This window comes from Sphingobium aquiterrae (assembly GCF_037154135.1).
Classification (GTDB): Bacteria; Pseudomonadota; Alphaproteobacteria; order Sphingomonadales; family Sphingomonadaceae; genus Sphingobium; species Sphingobium aquiterrae.
Window position 1 is genome coordinate 150,492 of sequence record NZ_JBANFL010000008.1, and the last position, 18,755, is coordinate 169,246.

The window sequence follows — 18,755 nt, forward strand, 5'->3', positions numbered from 1 at the left end:
CGTCCGCATCGCGCGTCATCATATTGGGGGGAACGCATGACAGCATTTCACAGGATCGCGCCCGCGCGCCGCATGGCGCTGGTTTCCGCGCTCGCGCTGGCCCTGGCGACATCGGCCGGCACGTCCGCGCCCGCCATGGCCCAGGCAAGCGCCGCCAGCCCGGCGGAGGCTGGGCTGCTCCCCGTCAAGGTCGTCGCCAATGAAGGCAGGGTGCTGATCACCCTGCCGGCGCCCGACAGGGACGGCTATGCCGGGCGCTTCCTCTATGCGACCTCGCTGCGCAGCGGCCTCGGCTCGCCCAATATGCGGCTCGACCATGGCGGCAACGGCCCCACCCAGATGCTGGCCTTCCGCCGGCTGGGCAAGAAGATGACGGTCGTCTTCGAGCAGCCGGAATTCCGCCACACCGGCGGTTCCGCCGATGTGCAGAAGGGCGTGCGGGAGAGCTTCGCGACATCCATGGTCTGGGTGGGGGACATCGTCTCGACCGATCCGGGCGGCGGCCTCGTGGTCGACATTACGTCTTTCCTGACCCGCGACGCCATGGACATCGCCGGGCGCCTCAACCGCGACGGCAAGGGCTACAAGATGACGGATGCGCTGAGCCTTATCGATCCATCCTCGGTCAAGGTCTTCCCCGACAATATCGAGATCGACGCGCTGCAGACCTTCCAGTCCGACGCGCCCGGCCCGGAAGTGATGGCGATGACGCCCGAGCCCCGGCAGGTGAGCTTCACCGTCCACCACAGCCTGATCCGCCTGCCGGACCTTGGCTATACCCCGCGCGCATTCGACATCCGGGCCGGCGGCTTCGCGACCCAGGTCTATGATTTCTCCCGCCCGCTGGGGCAGGATCTGGTCCACCAGCTCGCCAACCGCTTCCGGCTGGAAAAGGTCGATCCGGCCGCTGCCCGCTCGCCGGTGAAGAAGCCGATCATCTTCTATATCGACACGGCCGCGCCGGAACCGATCCGTCAGGCGCTGTTCGAAGGCGTGGGCTGGTGGTCCGATGCCTTCGACGCGGCGGGCTTCATCGGCGGGTTCCAGGTGAAGATGCTGCCGCCGGGCGCCGATCCGCTCGACGTGCGCTACAATGTCGTCAACTGGACCAACCGTTTCACCCGTGGCTGGTCCTATGGTCAGGTGATCGCCGATCCGCGCACCGGCGAGATCGTGAAGGGCAGCGTCGTGCTGGGCTCGCTGCGCGTGCGGCAGGACATGGTGATCTTCGAAGGGCTGGCCGGCGCCGCCAATACCGGCAAGGGCGGGCCGAACGACCCCGTCGAAGCCTCGCTCGCCCGTATCCGCCAGCTTGGCGCGCATGAAGTCGGCCACGCCATCGGCTTCATGCACAATTTCGCCGCCAGCATCGAGGATCGCGCATCGGTGATGGATTATCCCGGCCCGCTGGTGAAGGTGACGGACGGCGCCATCGACCTGTCCGACGCCTATGCAGCCGGTATCGGCGCGTGGGACAAGGTGGCGGTCGACTGGCTCTATGGTCAGGCGGCGCCCGGCGTCGATCCCGATGCGGATGCGCAGGCGCGACTCGCCAGCCCCAGGGCGCTCGCCATGCGTTTCATGACCGATGTCGACGGCCGCGCGCCCGACGCGCCCAGCCCGTGGACCAGCATGTGGGACAATGGGCCCGATCCGGTGGCGGAGCTGGTGCGGCTGATGGATGTGCGAAAGGTCGCCATCGCCCGCTTCGGCCCCGGCGTGTTGCGCGCGGGCGAGCCGCTGGCGGAGATGCGGCGCAAGTTCGTCCCCGTCTGGCTGTTCCATCGCTATCAGGTGGATGCGGCGGCCAAGCTGGTGGGCGGCATCGACTATGCCTATGCGGTGGCGGGCGACGGTCGCCCGGCCCCGGTGCCGGTGTCGGCCGCGGCCCAGAATGCGGCGTTGGACGCGCTGATGACGACGCTCTCGCCTGCGGCGCTCACCGTGCCCGACGCGCTGACGCTCCAGCTCTCCTCGGGCCTGCAGGGCGCGTCGAACAAGCCGTTCGAGATCGAGATCCTCAAAAATGCCGGGCCGTCCGCCTTCGATCCGCTGGTCGCGGCCGATGTCGCGGCGCAGGTGACGCTCTCCACCCTGCTTGCGCCCACGCGCCTCACCCGCCTGTTCGAACAGCATCGGCGCGACTCGGCGATGCCGGGGGTGGAGGCCCTGCTCGACCGGCTGTTCGCCGCCAGCATCGACAATCGCACCAGCGCCGTCGCCCGCCGCATCGCCTATCGCACGGCGATGGAAATGGCCCGCGCCGCGCGGGACAAGGCGACATCGCCCGAAGCGGCCGGCATCCTGACGGCACGGCTGGTCGTGCTGGCCGATCGTCTGGCGAAGCTGTCGGGCGGCGGCGAGGACGCGGTCTGGGGCACGGCACTGGCCCGGTTGCTGCGGGACAATGACGGGCTGGAGCAGGAACTGGCGAAAAAGCCGCGCGCGCCGGAAATCCCGCCGGGCATGCCGATCGGCGGCGCCCAGTCCGAATGGATGGAAGGCGACTGGACGGACGGGCTGCTGCCGTCCTGATGTCGTTCTGACGTGGCCGGATCGGGGAGGGGGGTCAGCCCGCCACGTCGATCCGGCGCAATCCTTTGGCGAAGCGCGCCTGTTTGTCGGCATAGCCCGCCGCCGACGCCATCAGCCCGGCGCGCGCTTCGGGGGGCAGTTCCTTGACCGCGCGTGCCGGCGATCCGATGATCAGGCTGCCGGGCGGGAAGCTCTTGCCCTCCGTCACCAGCGCGCCCGCGCCCACCAGGCTGCCCGCGCCGATCCGCGCGCCGTTGAGGACGATCGCGCCCATGCCGATCAGCACGCCGTCCTCCACCGTGCAGCCATGCAGGATGGCATGATGCCCCACGGTCACGTCCGCGCCCACGCTCAGCGGCGCATCGGGGTCGGAGTGCAGCATCGCGCCTTCCTGGATGTTGCTGCGGTCGCCGACGATGATCGGCGTATTGTCCGCGCGGATGACGGCGCCGAACCAGATGCTGGCCCGTGCGCCCAGCCGCACGTCGCCGATCAGGTCGGCCGAGGGCGCGACCCAGGCGGAGCCGTCGGCGGGCAGGGTGGGGCGCTGCCCTTCGAATTCATACAGGGGCATGGGGCGTCTTCTCCATCTCGGGTTCACATTTCCGGGCCCGGCTGGCGGGCCATTTCGCGAAAATAGGGGTAGAGACTTTTGGCATGATGGTGCAAGGGGCTCGCCATTCCCGGGAGGGCGCGCGATGTGGCCCCTGCCGCCCTTTTGAGGAGTGAGCCCATGAAGTTCTTCGTCGATACCGCCGACACCAAGGAAATCGCCGATCTCGCCGCCACCGGCCTGCTGGACGGCGTGACCACCAACCCCAGCCTGATCCACAAGTCCGGCCGCCAGTTCCTGGAAGTCGTGAAGGAAATCTGCGCGCTGGTGGATGGCCCGGTGTCCGCCGAAGTCGTCGCGCTCGATCATGCAACGATGATGAAGGAAGCGGAGATCCTGCGGAAGATCGCCGACAATGTCTGCATCAAGGTGCCGCTGACCGTCGATGGCCTCAAGACCTGCAAGGCGCTCTCGTCGGAAGGCACGCAGGTCAACGTGACCCTGTGCTTCTCCGCCAATCAGGCGCTGCTGGCGGCAAAGGCGGGCGCGAGCTTCATCTCGCCCTTCGTCGGCCGTCATGACGACAATGGCTTCGACGGCATGGAGCTGATCGCCGACATCCGCCTGATCTACGACAATTATGATTTCGGCACCGAAATCCTGGTCGCCAGCGTCCGCCACGGCATCCATGTGCTGGAAAGCGCGAAGATCGGCGCCGACGTGATGACCGCGCCCCCGGCCGTCATCCGCTCGCTGTTCAACCATGTGCTGACCGACAAGGGCATCGCCGCATTCATGGACGATTGGGCCAAGACCGGCCAGACCATCGGCTGATCGCGGGCCGCCGGGCCTGTCCCCACAACGGCTGCCGTCGGGACAGGCAGCGCGCGGACCTTCCCCCTATGCCGTCATGCCGGACTTGATCCGGCATCCATGAGCGCAAGCATTGCACGCATGCGCGACCGTCGTGGTCAATGGGTCCCGGATCAAGTCCGGCATGACGGCACGAGGTTGGCGTGATGTCTCACGGGCTAGAGCATTGAGCCGACGCAAACGGATCGAAATCTGCTCTAGGAATCGCTGTCCGTCACGCCTGTCCGGGACGAGGGTAAAGGCGGTGCCGGTCGAAAACCCGCCCGCAGGATGAGCGTGTACCAGCCTGCCGTTCCGCCCCCTGCAATGCACATGCTCGCCAGCGCCTGCTGCCGCTTTGTGGTGCCAACGGATCGCATGGCCCCTGCGGATTTTCGATTTGCCGCCGGTTCCGAGCGAGCAGGTGATTCCCCCTGCGGCGAAAAGGCTCTACAGCAGGCATTCGATGACCATCGACCCGCTTCTCCTGCTGCAGGCCTATTCCATCGGCGTCTTCCCGATGTCGGACGATCGCGAGGCGGACGAAATCTATTGGGTGGAGCCCAAAAAGCGGGCGATCCTGCCGCTCGAAGGCTTCCGCCTCTCCCATTCGCTGGGCAAGACGATCCGGCGGGAACGCTTCGCGGTGACGGCCAATCGCGCATTCGGCGCGATTCTCGCGCTCTGTGCGGAGGCGGCGCCGGATCGCCCGTCGACCTGGATCAGCCATGACATAGAGGCCGCCTATCTGGAGCTGCACCGACTCGGCTTTGCCCACAGCATCGAATGCTGGGAGGGGGATGAGCTGGTCGGCGGGCTGTACGGCGTGTCGCTGGGCGACGCCTTTTTCGGGGAAAGCATGGTGTCGCGGCGCACCGATGCGTCGAAGGTGGCGCTGGCCTGGCTGGTGGCGCGGATGCGGGTGGGCGGTTTCACCCTGCTCGACTGCCAGTTCATGACCGATCATCTCAAATCGCTGGGCGCGATCGAGATCGGGCAGCCGGATTATCTGACGCTGCTGGGCCGGTCGGTTGCCGGCGTGCCGCTGGGCGCCGGGCGCGTGCTGCTGTCGGTCGGGCCGGGTTCGGCCGCTTCGCTGGCGTTCGATCCGCTGGCCGGGGTGGAGGCGCCGGCCTTGCCGTCGGCCTTGCTGTCCCCCTTGCCGCCGACGGAGAGGGTCTCCGGGCCGGTTTCCGGCCATGCCATCGCGCAGCTCTTGACCCAGACGTCATAGACCGGGTGCTGCACGACATTGCGGTCCGGCCGGTTCTTGAACAGCCAGCCGGAAAAATTGCGCCGCCACTTGTTGTCGGCGGGGCTGCGCACATCCAGCTGCACGAAGGCGCCGGTTTCGGGCGTGTTCTCCCATGGCGCCGTCGTCTCGCAGGCGCGCAGGCGCACGATGGCGTCGCCGATGCGCAGCGCTTCGCCGGGTTTCATCCGCAGGTCGGTGGTGAGGCCGTTGCGCTTGTTGAGCAGGCCGATCACGGCCTGGCGCTGGGCCATCGGCGTGCCGGGCAGGGTGGCGCCGCCCTGCTGCCCGATGCCGCTGCCTTCGATTCGGACAGGGCCTGTCTTTTCCGCTTCGGGGATCTTGTTGTCGCATGCGGACAGCAACAGCAACGAAACCGGCAGGACGACCCCCGCCGTCAGGCGAATCATGACGCGTCGGGGCTCCACGCCTCATAGTCGCCGGTGGCCATCTGGCGGCGTCCGCCCTTTTCGATGGCGCCGCCCGGCCGATAGGCGGCAGCCGTGCCGGTCAGGTTCGGCGTGGAGTCCTTTTCCCAGATGCGGGCGGGCGGCAGGAAGCTTTCGGGCGCGTCCTCGAAGGTGTTGTGCAGCCAGCCATGCCATTCGGCGGGCACGCGGCTCGCGTCGTTCGATCCGTTATAGATCACCCAACGGCGGCCCTTGCCCTCGAAATACACGTTGCCGGCGTGGTCCTCGCCGACGCGCGTGCCGTTGCGCTTGCTCCAGAGGGCGGTGCCGATGGTGGCGCCGTCCCACCAGGTGAAGATCTTGGAGAGGATTCCCATGGGCGAAGCGCTTAGCCTTTCAGGCGGTGGATTGGCAAGGCGGTTGTAGCGTCCTTTTGCGAGATTCATCCGGTTTTTGCGAGATTCATCCGGCCGGTGCCGCGGCGGCGGCAGGGCGCGATGTGGGCAAGGGCGCGGGTGAGGGCCGGGGTGAGGGCGGGCAGAAATTCACGCTGTCCCATGCCTCGTCCGGCCGCTGCGGCGCGGTGCAATTGCCCCAATGCACCACCGCGCCGGTGCCGATGCCCAGGGCCGCCGCGCGCCCGCCCGCCAGCTCCAGCACGCCGGAGACGGGCACGCCCGCCGATACCGGCTCGCGCGAATAGGGCCTGGTGTTGGCGGCGACCATGGCGACGGTGCCGTCCGGGTTGATGAACAGCATGTCGAGCGGGATCACGGTGTTCTTCATCCAGAAGCTGGCGGTGCGCGGCGGCGTCATGGGGAAGATCATGCCGCCATCGGGCTTCAGTTCCTTGCGGAACATCAGGCCCTGCGCTTGCTGCTCGGGCGAGAGCGCCACTTCCACGGTGAAGCGATGCACGCCCTTGCCGGTGTCGATGGTGAGCGGGATCGTCGCGCCCTGCGCCGCCGCCGCGACGGCGTTGTCCGCGTCGTTGCCGGTCGCGTTGGCCGTATCGGATGCAGGTTTGGCCCCGCAGGCGGCAAGGGCAAGCGCCATGAGGATGCAGGCTGGCCTTGTCATCTGGAACAGAAATCCGTCACATAAGGATCGTCATGCTGAACTTGTTTCAGCATCTATTGCGCCTCTGGGTGACGCAGTATGTGGGGGAAATGGACCCTGAACCAGGTTCAGGGTGACGAGCTTTTGATGGCATGAGCTTCATCTCCATCATATTAATCTTCAAAATCATCGCTCGGGTCACGATCGGGCATCTCTCCTGGGAGCGCGTCGACCCAGCGGCGCGCGGTGTCATAGTCATGGCCTGCCCGCAGGAAGGCGGCAATCTGCTTTTCGCGTGTCGGCCGGTCGGCGGGTGCGGTGGCGAAGGGGCCGATCCGCTTGCGCCGGGCAAGGATATGCGCCGCGTCCCAGCGGTTCGCCCGCGCGGCGCTTTCCGGCCGCTGCCGGTCTTCTTCCCCCACCCCCGCCGCGCGCAATGTCTCGCCGATCCGCCGGGCACCATAGCCGCGCCGGACCAGCGCCTCGCCCTTCATCTGCGCATAGGCGGCATCGTCGACATAGCGCAGGTCGGCGAAGCGATCGACCAGCGCATCGACATCGGCCGGCGCCTCCTCCCCCCAGCCGCGCTCGCCGATCTTGCGATGGAGATAGGCGGCCAGCCTGGCACGCGTCGTCGCATAACGCCCGGCATAATGCAGGGCGAGCGCGCGAAGGGACTCTTCGTCAAGCGGCGGGCGCGGACGCGCGGGGCGGCCATTTCTGGCGTTTCTGGGTGGGTAAGGGCTCACGCGCCATGTTTGTGCCACAGTCACGGCGGAATTTGAACGCAGCTTATGGGGTAGAAACGCTGGCCGGGTTGCAATATGCGAGGCGACCGGCTGAACGATATTGACCGGACGTCGCAACTTTCAGGATATAAAGATTGGGTGACACCAAGATGACGGGTTCGCACAAGGGTGAGCAGGCTGCACTCGCGCCGACTCCCACCAACGATGCGCTGCCGCGCCGTTTTTCGGATTTCGCCACGCTGGGGGAGGCGCTGGATTATGCCGGGGAGGGCGTGCGCGGCCTCAACTTCCATGATCCGCGCGGCAATCTCGTGCGGCCCTATCGCTTTTCGGAGCTGCGCGCCGATGCGCTGGCCTGCGCCTATCGCCTGATCGCGCAGGGCGTGCGCCCGCAGGACCGGATCGCGCTGGTCGCCGAAACGGGCACGGAGTTCGCCCAGCTGTTCTTCGGCACCGTCTATGCCGGCGCCTGGCCGGTGCCGCTGCCGCTGCCTACCAGCTTCGGCGGCAAGGAAAGCTATATCGACCAGCTCGCCGTCCAGCTGCAGAGCTGCGACCCCAGGATGCTGCTCTATCCCGCCGAGCTTGGCGACATGGCGAGCGAGGCCGCGCGGCAGAATGGCGTGGCGCCGATGTCCTACGAGGATTTCATCGCCCGGCCGGTGCAGCAATGCCCGCTGCCGCAGGCGTCGACCGACGATATCTGCTATCTGCAATATTCCAGCGGCTCCACCCGCTTCCCGCATGGCGTGGCGGTGACGCACAGTGCGCTGCTGCACAATCTGTCGGCGCACAGCCATGGCATGCACCTGCAGGAAAGCGACCGCTGCATCAGCTGGCTGCCCTGGTATCATGACATGGGTCTGGTCGGCTGCTTCCTTGGGCTCATCGCCAACCAGGTATCGGGCGATTATCTGAAGACAGAGGATTTCGCGCGCCGTCCGCTCGCCTGGCTGGACCTTATCAGCCGCAACAAAGGCACGTCGATCAGCTATTCGCCGACCTTCGGCTACGATATCTGCGCGCGCCGCATGTCCAGCCAGACCAAGGCGGCCGACCGTTTCGACCTGTCGCGCTGGCGGCTGGCCGGCAATGGTGCCGACATGATCCGCCCGGACGTGATGCAGGGCTTTGTCGACGCGTTCGGCGACGCGGGCTTCTCGCCCGGCGCCTTCCTGCCCAGCTACGGCCTTGCCGAAGCGACGCTGGCCGTCACCATCATGCCGCCCGGCGAGGGCATCATGGTCGAGCTGGTCGAGGAGACCGACCTTTCGGGCGGCGATTCGACCGAGGGGCGGCCCCAGCGTTTCCGCGCCATCGTCAATTGCGGCAAGCCCGCCAAGGACATGAAGGTCGAAATCCGCGACGAGGACGGCGCCCTCCTGTCCGAACGGCAGATCGGCAAGGTGTGGACGACCGGCCCCAGCCTGATGGTCGGCTATTTCCGCGACCAGGAGGCGACCGACGCCTGCCTGGTCGACGGCTGGCTCGACACCGGCGACATGGGCTATCTGAGCGACGGCTATCTGTATGTGGTGGGCCGCGCCAAGGACATGATCATCATCAACGGCAAGAATCACTGGCCGCAGGATATCGAATGGGCGGTGGAACAGCTTCCCGGCTTCAAGCAGGGCGATATCGCCGCCTTTGCGATCACCACGCCGGGCGGCGAGGAAACGCCCGCCGTGCTGGTGCATTGCCGCACCTCCGACAATGAGGAGCGTTCGCGCCTGCGCGACCAGATCCGCGAGCGGGTCCGCGCGATCACCGGCATGAACTGCGTCGTGGAGCTGGTGCCGCCGCGCACCCTGCCGCGCACCAGCTCGGGCAAGCTCAGCCGTTCGAAGGCGCGCAACCTGTATCTTTCGGGTGAAATCCGGCCTTACGACATCGCGGCCTGAACCGTTCCCGTGCTCCTGCGAAAGCAGGAGCCCAGGGGTTTCAAGACCGAGGCCGCTTTTCTACGCGCCGGTCGAGTGAGGCACGTGACTCATCTCGACTGCCTCCGCAGGAGCGCGGCATGGTCTGCACACGCCTTGGGCGTTCAGCGCGTCGCCAGCTGCCGCTCGATCGCGGTCCACAGCCCCGCAAATTCCTGCGCGGCCGGGGATGTGCCCGCAAAGCTGCCCAGCGGCTTGCGGCGCACCGTCATCTGCTCGATCGTGCTGGCCATCGGGATGACGGGCCAGTCGGGCTGCGCCTCGATCGCCGAGCGGTGCAGGCCGCGCCGCCGGTCGACCATCGAATAGACCGGCAGGATCGGTGCGTGGGTGCCGCCGCGCTGCACCAGATAGCGCGCGACTTCGCCCAGCGCCCGCTGCGACAGCGGCGAGGGGATGACCGGCACCACCACCAGATCGGCGGCGCGCAGCACCTGCTCGCTGGTTTCGGTGAGGCCGGGCGGGCAATCCAGGATGATGCGGTCATAATCCTTGCCCAGCCCGTCGATCAGCTTGGCGAGCCGCTTCTTCTTGTCCATCTCGCGGAACAGATGGTCCAGGCTGCGCAGCGACGTGTCGGCGGCGATCAGGTCGATGCCCGGCACCGAGGACGGCTGGATCAGCGCGCGGATGTCGACATCCTTGCTGAAGATCGCCTGCGCGGCATCCTTAGACGCCGGCGCGCCCGACAGCAGCCAGCTGGATGCGCCCTGCGGATCGAGATCCCACAGCAAGGTCCGGCGTTTCGAGATGGTGGCGGAGGCCCAGGCAAGGTTGACGGCAACCGTGGTTTTCCCGACGCCGCCCTTCAGGCTGTAGACAGCGATGGTCGCCAATGCGGTATCGTCCTTGTTCATGACGGCAGGCTAAGTCCTGCCGCCCCCCCGTGGCAAGTTCAATCACGCGAATGTTACGGAATGGAGACATCGGCGCGACATGCCGATGGGGCGTGCGCCCTCAAGGAAGGGCAGGGGCGCCTGCCGGGCAGGTTCGCGTCGCAATATGATATCATGCATCGCGCCGGGCAGGCGATATGGCGACGGCCGCATGCCACGGATTGGCGTGCGACGGCGATGGTGTAAGCTCTTTCCGAAATGCCACCCCCAACCGTCTCCAGCCTTGCGGGGCTTGCCCGGATCGCGGGCGTTTCGGTGTCCACCGTCTCGCGCGCGCTGGCCGGCAACCCGATGATCGCGGAGGCGACTCGCCGGCGGATCGCGGCGCTGGCGGAGCGGCATGGCTTCCAGATCAATCGCGCGGCCCGCAATCTGCGCCTGAAGCGCGCCGGGGCGATCGGTGTCGTGCTGCCGCCGGGGCGGGGCGCCGACCGGCCTCTGCCCGATCCCTTTGCCATGCGCCTGCTCGACCCGCTGGTCGATGCGCTGGCGGCGCGGGGTTATGACCTGCTGCTGTCGCGCGCGATGCCGGGCGACGGCGCATGGCTGGACGGGATCGTCCGCGGGGGCAGGGTGGATGGCGTGCTGCTGATCGGGCAATCCGGCCAGATCGACATGATCGAGCGGGTCGCGGCGCGATATCGCCCGCTGGTGGTGTGGGGAGCCGCGATGGACGGCTATCGCCAGTTGACCGTGGGGACGGACAATGTCGCGGCCGGCCGGATCGCTGCCGAACATCTGCTGGCGCAGGGCCGCGCGCATCTGGCCTTTTTCGGCAATGCGCTGGTGCCCGGATGCGCCGCGCGCCTTGCTGGCTTCCGTCAGGCGCTGGCGCAGGCGGGCAAGGGGCCGGGGCTGCTACTGCCGACACATTGGGCGCCACCATCCTCGCACGCGGCCATCCGCGCCTTCCTGGCCCAGCGGCCGGCCCTGGACGGCATCGTCGCCGCGTCGGACATGATCGCGATGAGCGCGTTGCAGGCGCTGGCCGAGGCCGGGCTGCAGGTGCCCGGCGACGTGGCCGTGATCGGCCATGACGATGCGATGATCGCCGCGCAGGCCACGCCGCCGCTCACCACCGTCAGGCAGGATGTGGCGCGCGGTGCCCGGCATATGGTCGACCTGCTGTTCGCGCGCATGGCCGGGCGGGACGCGGAATCGGTCTGCATGGCGCCGACCCTGGTGAAGCGCGCATCGGCCTGAGTGCCCGACCTGAATGTTCGGGCGCATGGGGACAGGGCACACCGTCGCTGTCAAAAATGGTTCGCTTCGGCAATCGTCTCGCTCGATCGTAACGCGATGGCGTTCCACCATATGGTCGTGGGCGAGCGGGGCGTGGCGGAATGGAGCGTCCGCCAGCATCCTGCGGGCGCCGGGGCCAATCCGGGCAAAGCACCATTTCAGGCCCATTGCGGTCTTGTCCTGCCCGATCCGACGGTGCAGAGCCTTGGGCGATATGATCGGTCTTTCCCACCCATGCCGGGCCGTTGTGGCCGCGCGCGCCCATGTTGGCGGAACGCCTGCCCCGCAACCGCGCCCGATGCCGGACGGCGCGCGGGCCAGGCCGGCATGAGCGCGCAGGAGCCGGTGGACGGGCCGCTGGTCGCGGGGATCGAACTGGGCGGCACCAAATGCATCGCCACGCTGGCGCGCGGCCGCACGATCCTGCGCCAGCAGCGCTGGCCCACCGGCACGCCGGACACGCTGGACCTGATGTCCGGCATGCTGGCGGCCTGGGCGCGGGAGTCGCCCTTTGCCGCGATCGGCATCGCCAGCTTCGGCCCGCTGCATCTGGACCCCACAAAGCCCGGCTTCGGCCATATGGGCAATACCCCCAAGCCCGGCTGGGCGGGGGTGGACATCCATGGCCATTTCGCCCGCCGCTTCGCCGTGCCCATCGGCATCGACACCGATGTCGCGGGCGCCGCGTTGGCGGAGGGGCGATGGGGCGCGTCCGTGAGCTGCGGCGTGCATGGCTATGCGACCATCGGCACCGGCGTCGGCCTGGGGCTGGTGGTGGACGGCAGGCCGGTCCATGGCCGCCTGCACCCGGAGGCCGGGCATATGCGCATCCGGCGGCAGGCGGGGGACGATTTTGCCGGCGGATGTCCCAGCCATGGCGATTGCCTGGAAGGGTTGGTGAGCGGGCCGGGGCTGATCGCCCGCGCGCCGCGTCCGCTGGCGCAGGTGGCGGACGACGATCCGCTGTGGGAGCGGGTCGCCATCGACCTGGCCGAATGGACGGCGATGCTGATCCTTGCCCTGTCGCCCGAGCGGCTGGTGCTGGGCGGCGGCGTCATCCAGTCCCGCCGCGCGCTGCTGCCGCGCATCCGCGCCCATGCGCTGGGCCTGCTGGGCGGCTATCTGGACGATCTGGATGCCGATGCGATGGCGGCGCTGCTGGTGCCGCCGGCACTGGGCGCCGATGCCGGCCCGCTGGGCGCCATCGTGCTGGGGATCGACGCGGCGGGGCTGTAAGGGCGCGCGACATGGTGGCCAGAACGCCCGGCCTGCGCTAACGGGCGCCATGCTCATGCGCGTGCTCATCTCCACGCTGGTCCTGCTGTCGGCGGCGGTCCTTGGTGGCTGTTCCGATGACGATCACGCCGCCCGGCTTCGCGCCGCCGGCCCCAGGCCGACGCTTGCCGCGTTGCTCAAGGTTGCAAGCGTGGACGCGGGCGCGGGGAAATTCGGGCAATGTCTGGCCTGCCACTCCATCGGGAAGGGCGCGCTCGACCTGGCGGGGCCGAATCTGCATGGCATATTGGGAAAGCCGGTGGGCGGGGCCAGCCCGAACTATGGTTATACCTATGCCTTGTCCGCGGCGGGCGGCCGGTGGGATGACGCGCGCATGGATGCGTGGATCGCCGCGCCGATGCGTTTCGCGCCGGGCACGAAGATGACCTTCGCCGGGGTGCCCGACCCGCTCGACCGGGCGGATATCATCGCCTATCTGCGGACGCAGGCGGACTGAGCCACGGCCATGCCCGGCGCAATCCCTACAGGATTTCGCGCACCTTGTCCTGCGGGCGGCAGAAGCGCACGCCCTTTTCCGTCTCCACGAAGGGCCGGTTCACATAGGCGGGGTCGGCGGTCATCGCGTCCAGGATGGCGTCGCCGTCCATCTCCGGCAGGCCGCGTTCCTCGGCATCCGTGCCCATCAGGCGCAGCGCCTCGCGCGGGGTGAGGCCCGCGTCGGCGATCAACTGGGCAAGCTTGGCACGCGTATAGGGCTGCTTGAGATATTCGATCACCTCCACATCGACGCCCGGCGTTTCCTCAAGGATCGCCAGCGTCTTGCGCGACGTGCCGCATTTGGGGTTGTGCCAGATGGTCGCCTTCATGCGGCGCTCTCATTCTGCTTCGCCAGCCATTCTTCCAGCCACTTGATCGTATAGTCGCCGTTCTGGAAGTCCGGGTCTTTCAGCAGTGCCTGGTGGAGCGGGATCGTGGTCTTCATCCCCTCGATCACATATTCCTCCAGCGCGCGCTTCAGCCGCATGATGCAGCCTTCGCGGGTGCGGCCATAGACGATCAGCTTGCCGATCATGCTGTCATAATAGGGCGGCACCTTATAGCCCTGATACAGGCCGCTATCGACGCGCACATGCATGCCGCCCGGCACGTGCAGGCTGGTGACGGTGCCCGGCGAGGGGGCGAAGGTGCGCGGGTCTTCCGCGTTGATGCGGCATTCGATCGCATGGCCGGTGAAGCGCAGGTCTTCCTGTTCGACGGAGAGCGGCTTGCCCTCGGCAACGCGGATCTGCTCGCGGACAAGGTCGACGCCGGTGATCATCTCCGTCACCGGATGCTCGACCTGAAGCCGGGTGTTCATCTCGATGAAGTAGAATTCGCCGTCCTCGTAGAGGAATTCGATGGTGCCGGCGCCGCGATAGCTCATGTCGGCCATCGCCTTGCGCACCACTTCGCCCATCTTGTTGCGCACCTCGGACGAGATGACGGGGGAGGGGGCCTCCTCCAGCACCTTCTGGTGCCGGCGCTGCAGCGAGCAGTCGCGCTCGCCAAGGTGGATGGCGTTGCCATTGCCGTCGCCGAACACCTGGAATTCGATATGGCGCGGATTGCCGAGATATTTTTCCATATAGACGGTGTCGTCGCCGAACGCCGCCTTGGCCTCGCTGCCCGCCTGCTTCATCAGCGTTTCGAGTTGGTCTTCGGAGGGGACGACCTTCATGCCGCGCCCGCCGCCGCCCGATGCCGCCTTGATGAGCACGGGATAGCCGATTTCGGCCGCGATCGCCTTGGCCTCCGCGACATCGCTGATCGCACCGGCGGAGCCGGGGACGAGCGGCAGGCCCAGCGCGCCGGCGGTGCGCTTGGCTTCCACCTTGTCGCCCATGATCCGGATATGCTCGGGCTTCGGGCCGACAAAGGCGATGCCATGCGCTTCCACGATCTCGGCGAACTGGGCGTTTTCCGACAGGAAGCCGTAACCCGGATGGATCGCGTCCGCGCCGGAAATCTCGGCGGCGGAAATGATGTTGGCGATGTTGAGATAGCTGTCCTTGGCCGCCGGCGGCCCGATGCAGATCGCTTCGTCGGCCAGCCGCACATGCATGGCGTCGGTATCGGCCGTGCTGTGGACCGCCACCGTCTTGATGCCCATTTCATGGCAGGCGCGGTGGATGCGCAGCGCGATCTCGCCGCGATTGGCGATCAGCAGCTTCTCGATGGTCATGGCCTTGCCTTACTCGACGACGACAAGCGGCTGGTCGAATTCGACCGGCTGGCCGTTCTCCACCAGCACGGCCTTCACGGTGCCGCCGGCGGTCGCGGTGATCGGGTTCATGACCTTCATCGCTTCCACGATCAGCAGCGTGTCGCCGGCCTTCACCTGCTTGCCCACGGCGATGAAGGGCGCGGCGCCCGGCTCGGCCGCAAGGTAGACGGTGCCGACCATCGGCGATTTGACGGCATTGGCGGCCGGCACCGGTGCTTCGGCGGCGGGCGCTGCGACAGCGGCCGCTGCAACCGGCGCTGGTGCCGGGGCATAGGCGGGCGCGGCGATGGCGGCGGCCTTGCGCGCCACGCGGATCTTGCGGTCGCCGTCCTCGACCTCGATCTCGGTCAGGTGGGTCACATCCAGCAGCTCGGCCAGCTGGCGCACCAGTTCCACATCGACGTTCATGGCGCCCTTTTCATTCTTGTCGTTCATTCCGACCCTCGAAAATCTCTACGGTTCTTTGGATTGGCGCCAGCGCCTATTGCGCTTTGCCCCGGAGTGCAACCGCTCAAAGCTCCAGCGCGGCTTCCAGCGCCAGCATGTAGGAGAGGGGGCCAAAGCCCGCGATCGTGCCCTTCGCCGCCATGCCGACATAGCTTTTGTGCCGGAAAGGCTCACGCGCATGCGGGTTCGACAGGTGGATTTCGATCACCGGGACGGTGATGGACTTGATCGCATCCAGCAGCGCGACGGACGTGTGGGTCAGCCCGCCGGGGTTCATGATGACGGCGTGCGCGCCTTCCGCATTGGCTTCGTGCAGCCAGTCGATCAGATGGCCTTCATGGTTGGACTGGCGGAAATCCACCTCCACATGCGCGCGGGCGGCGGCATCGTCCATCCGCTCGGCGATGTCGTCCAGCGTGTCATAGCCATAGATATCGGGCTCGCGCGTTCCCAGCAGGTTCAGGTTGGGACCGTTCAGCACGTAGATTTTCCGGGCATCGGCCATCGGCGCATCCTTGTCTGTTGCGGGCGGGCCTGTGCTGTCCCTATATGCGGTCAGCGGCTTGTCCCCTTGGGGGACGTCCTTAGCCGTTCGTGTCCCGCCAAGTCGAGACATGATATGATGCGCAGGCCCGCCCTGCGCGAGAGAATATGCAGCGACAGGACCAGGCATGAGCGTTGACGGCACCATTTCCATCCATCTGAACGGCGAGCATCGGCGCGTGCGGGCGGGGATCACCCTGGCCGGGCTGGCGGGCGAACTGGGGCTGGTGCCGGAAAAGGTGGCGGTGGAACGCAATCTGGAAGTGGTGCCGCGCTCCACCCTGGCGCAGGTGCTGGTGGAGGATGGCGACGAGCTGGAAATCGTGCATTTTGTCGGTGGCGGCGACCATGTCGCGGCCGTGAGCGACGATAGCTGGACGGTCGCCGGCCGGACGTTCCGCTCGCGGCTGATCGTGGGCACCGGCAAGTACAAGGATTTCGCGCAGAACGCCGCCGCGCTGGAGGCTTCGGGCGCGGAGATCGTCACGGTCGCCGTGCGCCGGGTCAATGTCTCCGACCCCAAGGCGCCGATGCTGACCGACTATATCGACCCGAAGAAAGTCACCTATCTGCCCAACACCGCCGGCTGCTTCACCGGCGAGGAGGCGATCCGCACGCTGCGCCTGGCGCGTGAGGCGGGCGGCTGGGACTTGGTGAAGCTGGAGGTGCTGGGCGAGGCACGCACGCTCTACCCCGACATGCACGAAACGCTGCGCGCGACCGAAGTGCTGGCCAAGGAAGGCTTCAAGCCGATGGTCTATTGCGTCGACGATCCGATCGCGGCCAAGCGGCTGGAGGATGCCGGCGCCGTCGCCATCATGCCGCTGGGCGCGCCGATCGGATCGGGCCTGGGCATCCAGAACAGGGTGACGATCCGCCTGATCGTGGAGGGCACCAGCCTGCCGGTGCTGGTCGACGCGGGGGTCGGCACGGCATCCGATGCGGCGGTGGCGATGGAGCTGGGATGCACCGGCGTGCTGATGAACACCGCTATCGCCGAGGCGCGCGATCCTGTAATGATGGCGGCGGCGATGAAGGCCGCGGTGGACGCCGGAAGGCTCGCTTATCGTGCCGGGCGCATGGGCCGTCGCTTATATGCCGACCCGTCCAGCCCGCTTGCCGGGCTGATTTGAGTATGATGGCGCAATAACATGGCTTAAAATTTGATTACGCCTTGACAACGCTTGTATGTATGCGACGTTGATCATGGCGCAACGTGTTGTGAATGCCGGATATTCTGGAAGGGCGGGGGCGCCGTTGCCTGAGGAGCTGGCGATGATGAACAGGATGGACGTCGATTCTCTTCGCCTGCGCGCAATCTCGCCGCAGCGAGCGACCTTATGAGCGCCGTAAAGGGGCGGACCCCAAGCTGGCCGTTTATCGAAGCCGAAGCCGCGCCGGCGCTGCAGGGCGGGCGGCGCGCCCGTGCCAAAGTGATCGAGCGGTTTTGCGAGATAAGGCAGCAGGTCTTCGACGGGTTGATCCGCGATGCGGAATTCAACCTGCTGATCGACGCCTTTCTGCATGATGAAGCCGATGTGCGGGTGACGGTGGGCGACGCCTGCATCGCCGCGCGGGTGCCGCAGACGACGGCGCTGCGGGCTATCCAGACGCTGATCGATTCGGGGCTGCTGATCCGCAACACCGATCCGCGCGACAATCGGCGCAAGCTGCTCTCCATCACCGACCGGGGGCGGGAGATGGTGGCCCGGTTCATCGACATCTTCGATGCGATGGGCGGATTCGAGGCGAAACAGGGCTGATCGCCGGGCACGGGCGCTGGCCGGACGCTGCCTTTCCTGGCGGCTCGATGCTACATCATGGCAGAATGACATAGGCGTGGCCGGTGCCGGCTTGCCGCCGACAGGGTGCGCGCCTTTACCATATGGTCCTGCCCGGGCGTCTTCGATCCTGCCCAGGCATCTTTGATCCCGTTCCGGCAGGGCAATGTCGTTTTCGCCCCTGCGCAAATTGACCGGCGCTTGTCGGCGTCTTATGCGAACCTCGCGCATGTCAGGCGGATCACCGCTGGCGGCGGATGCGAATCATAGGGAAGGGGAGCTGGAGCCATGAAGAAACTCTATGCCGATGCGGCGTCCGCGCTGGACGGATTGCTGTTCGACGGGATGCAGATTTGTGCCGGCGGCTTTGGCCTGTGCGGCATTCCCGAGCGGCTGATCGACGCGATCCTCGCCAGCGGCGTGAAGGACCTCACCATCGCATCGAACAATGCCGGCATCGACGGCGAGGGGCTGGGCAAGCTGCTGCGCACCCGTCAGGTGAAGAAGATGATCTCCAGCTATGTCGGCGAGAACAAGGAGTTCGAGCGGCAATATCTGGCGGGCGAGCTGGAGGTGGAGTTCTGCCCGCAGGGCACGCTGGCCGAGCGCTGCCGCGCCGGCGGCGCGGGCATCCCCGGCTTCTACACGAAGACGGGCGTCGGCACGCAGGTCGCCGAAGGCAAGGAAGTGAAGAACTTCGACGGGCAGGATTATATCCTGGAACGCGGCATCTTCGCTGATCTCGCGATCATCAAGGGCTGGAAGGCGGACGAAAGCGGCAACCTCATCTTCCGCAAGACCGCGCGCAATTTCAACCAGCCGATGGCGACCGCCGCGAAGATCTGTGTTGTCGAGGTTGAGGAAGTGGTGCCGACCGGCAGCCTCGATCCCGACGCGATCCACCTGCCCGGCATCTATGTGAAGCGCATGATCGTCGGCGCGCCCTATGACAAGAAGATCGAGTTCAGGACGACAAGGCCCCGCGAGGCCGCCTGAG

19 protein-coding genes and 1 pseudogene are annotated in these 18,755 nt (G+C 67.0%); 10 read left to right on the plus strand and 10 right to left on the minus strand.

Features of this window, described 5'->3' with window-relative positions; all coding sequences use genetic code 11:
- The first annotated feature begins 36 nt into the window (after positions 1-36).
- Positions 37-2,535: a zinc-dependent metalloprotease gene (locus WFP78_RS10610; protein WP_336961617.1), complete on the plus strand. Its 2,499-nt coding sequence runs from the start codon at positions 37-39 to the stop codon at positions 2,533-2,535.
- Positions 2,536-2,569: 34 nt separating this feature from the next.
- On the opposite strand, the gene WFP78_RS10615 is transcribed toward WFP78_RS10610, so the two are convergent.
- Positions 2,570-3,109 (minus strand): gamma carbonic anhydrase family protein, encoded by a 540-nt coding sequence (locus tag WFP78_RS10615; RefSeq protein WP_336961620.1) that lies wholly within the window; start codon positions 3,107-3,109, stop codon positions 2,570-2,572.
- Between the two features lie 159 nt (positions 3,110-3,268).
- Here WFP78_RS10615 and fsa point away from each other — a divergent pair, with 159 nt between their 5' ends.
- Positions 3,269-3,922, plus strand: a complete 654-nt coding sequence (gene fsa / locus WFP78_RS10620) for a fructose-6-phosphate aldolase (RefSeq protein WP_336961623.1) — start codon at positions 3,269-3,271, stop codon at positions 3,920-3,922.
- A gap of 484 nt (positions 3,923-4,406) precedes the next feature.
- Positions 4,407-5,174, plus strand: coding sequence for a leucyl/phenylalanyl-tRNA--protein transferase (gene aat / locus WFP78_RS10625; protein ID WP_336961626.1), 768 nt, complete (start codon positions 4,407-4,409; stop codon positions 5,172-5,174).
- A gap of 35 nt (positions 5,175-5,209) precedes the next feature.
- Here the strand turns inward: aat and WFP78_RS10630 are convergent.
- The 4 genes and pseudogenes from WFP78_RS10630 to WFP78_RS10645 all read right to left on the minus strand — a co-directional run.
- A pseudogene (locus WFP78_RS10630) lies at positions 5,210-5,602 on the minus strand (DUF2155 domain-containing protein); the annotation flags it as partial.
- Positions 5,599-5,979, minus strand: coding sequence for an NADH:ubiquinone oxidoreductase subunit NDUFA12 (locus tag WFP78_RS10635; RefSeq protein ID WP_336961629.1), 381 nt, complete (start codon positions 5,977-5,979; stop codon positions 5,599-5,601). The gene WFP78_RS10635 and the pseudogene WFP78_RS10630, both read right to left, overlap by 4 nt.
- 85 nt (positions 5,980-6,064) lie before the next feature.
- Entirely contained in the window at positions 6,065-6,682 is a 618-nt protein-coding gene (locus WFP78_RS10640; RefSeq protein ID WP_336961632.1) for a DUF192 domain-containing protein, read from the minus strand.
- Between the two features lie 152 nt (positions 6,683-6,834).
- Positions 6,835-7,410, minus strand: coding sequence for a regulatory protein RecX (locus WFP78_RS10645; protein WP_336961636.1), 576 nt, complete (start codon positions 7,408-7,410; stop codon positions 6,835-6,837).
- A 149-nt stretch (positions 7,411-7,559) separates the two neighbouring features.
- On the opposite strand from WFP78_RS10645, the gene WFP78_RS10650 reads away from it, so the two are divergent.
- Positions 7,560-9,311: a fatty acyl-AMP ligase gene (locus tag WFP78_RS10650; RefSeq protein WP_336961783.1), complete on the plus strand. Its 1,752-nt coding sequence runs from the start codon at positions 7,560-7,562 to the stop codon at positions 9,309-9,311.
- Positions 9,312-9,454: 143 nt separating this feature from the next.
- Here WFP78_RS10650 and WFP78_RS10655 read toward each other — a convergent pair whose 3' ends face one another.
- Positions 9,455-10,207 (minus strand): ParA family protein, encoded by a 753-nt coding sequence (locus WFP78_RS10655; protein WP_336961640.1) that lies wholly within the window; start codon positions 10,205-10,207, stop codon positions 9,455-9,457.
- Positions 10,208-10,444: 237 nt separating this feature from the next.
- Here WFP78_RS10655 and WFP78_RS10660 point away from each other — a divergent pair, with 237 nt between their 5' ends.
- From WFP78_RS10660 to WFP78_RS10670, 3 genes are all read left to right on the plus strand, one after another.
- Positions 10,445-11,449, plus strand: coding sequence for a LacI family DNA-binding transcriptional regulator (locus WFP78_RS10660; RefSeq protein ID WP_336961643.1), 1,005 nt, complete (start codon positions 10,445-10,447; stop codon positions 11,447-11,449).
- Between the two features lie 96 nt (positions 11,450-11,545).
- Positions 11,546-12,724, plus strand: coding sequence for an ROK family protein (locus tag WFP78_RS10665; protein ID WP_336961646.1), 1,179 nt, complete (start codon positions 11,546-11,548; stop codon positions 12,722-12,724).
- Between the two features lie 55 nt (positions 12,725-12,779).
- Complete coding sequence (locus WFP78_RS10670) at positions 12,780-13,220, plus strand: c-type cytochrome (protein ID WP_419722948.1); 441 nt, start codon at positions 12,780-12,782, stop codon at positions 13,218-13,220.
- Between the two features lie 25 nt (positions 13,221-13,245).
- Here the strand turns inward: WFP78_RS10670 and WFP78_RS10675 are convergent, their stop codons facing one another.
- The 4 genes from WFP78_RS10675 to aroQ all read right to left on the minus strand — a co-directional run bounded on the left by WFP78_RS10675 (position 13,246) and on the right by aroQ (position 15,939).
- On the minus strand, positions 13,246-13,590 hold the full coding sequence (locus WFP78_RS10675) for an arsenate reductase family protein (protein WP_336961652.1): 345 nt from the start codon (positions 13,588-13,590) through the stop codon (positions 13,246-13,248).
- On the minus strand, positions 13,587-14,945 hold the full coding sequence (gene accC / locus WFP78_RS10680; RefSeq protein ID WP_336961655.1) for an acetyl-CoA carboxylase biotin carboxylase subunit: 1,359 nt from the start codon (positions 14,943-14,945) through the stop codon (positions 13,587-13,589). Before accC ends, WFP78_RS10675 begins: the two co-directional genes overlap by 4 nt.
- A gap of 9 nt (positions 14,946-14,954) precedes the next feature.
- The gene (accB, locus tag WFP78_RS10685; RefSeq protein WP_336961658.1) at positions 14,955-15,422 is read right to left on the minus strand and encodes an acetyl-CoA carboxylase biotin carboxyl carrier protein; all 468 of its coding nucleotides are present in this window, start codon (positions 15,420-15,422) and stop codon (positions 14,955-14,957) included.
- 76 nt (positions 15,423-15,498) lie between these two features.
- Positions 15,499-15,939 (minus strand): type II 3-dehydroquinate dehydratase, encoded by a 441-nt coding sequence (aroQ, locus tag WFP78_RS10690; protein ID WP_336961660.1) that lies wholly within the window; start codon positions 15,937-15,939, stop codon positions 15,499-15,501.
- 166 nt (positions 15,940-16,105) lie between these two features.
- On the opposite strand from aroQ, the gene thiS reads away from it, so the two are divergent.
- The 3 genes from thiS to WFP78_RS10705 all read left to right on the plus strand — a co-directional run bounded on the left by thiS (position 16,106) and on the right by WFP78_RS10705 (position 18,754).
- A complete protein-coding gene (gene thiS, locus WFP78_RS10695; RefSeq protein WP_336961662.1) occupies positions 16,106-17,110 on the plus strand; it encodes a sulfur carrier protein ThiS in 1,005 nt (334 codons plus the stop codon).
- A 207-nt stretch (positions 17,111-17,317) separates the two neighbouring features.
- Complete coding sequence (locus WFP78_RS10700; RefSeq protein WP_336961664.1) at positions 17,318-17,740, plus strand: winged helix DNA-binding protein; 423 nt, start codon at positions 17,318-17,320, stop codon at positions 17,738-17,740.
- 306 nt (positions 17,741-18,046) lie between these two features.
- Positions 18,047-18,754 carry a CoA transferase subunit A gene (locus tag WFP78_RS10705; protein ID WP_336961666.1) on the plus strand — a complete coding sequence of 236 codons (708 nt, stop codon included), beginning with the start codon at positions 18,047-18,049 and terminating at the stop codon, positions 18,752-18,754.
- Position 18,755: the final 1 nt, after the last annotated feature.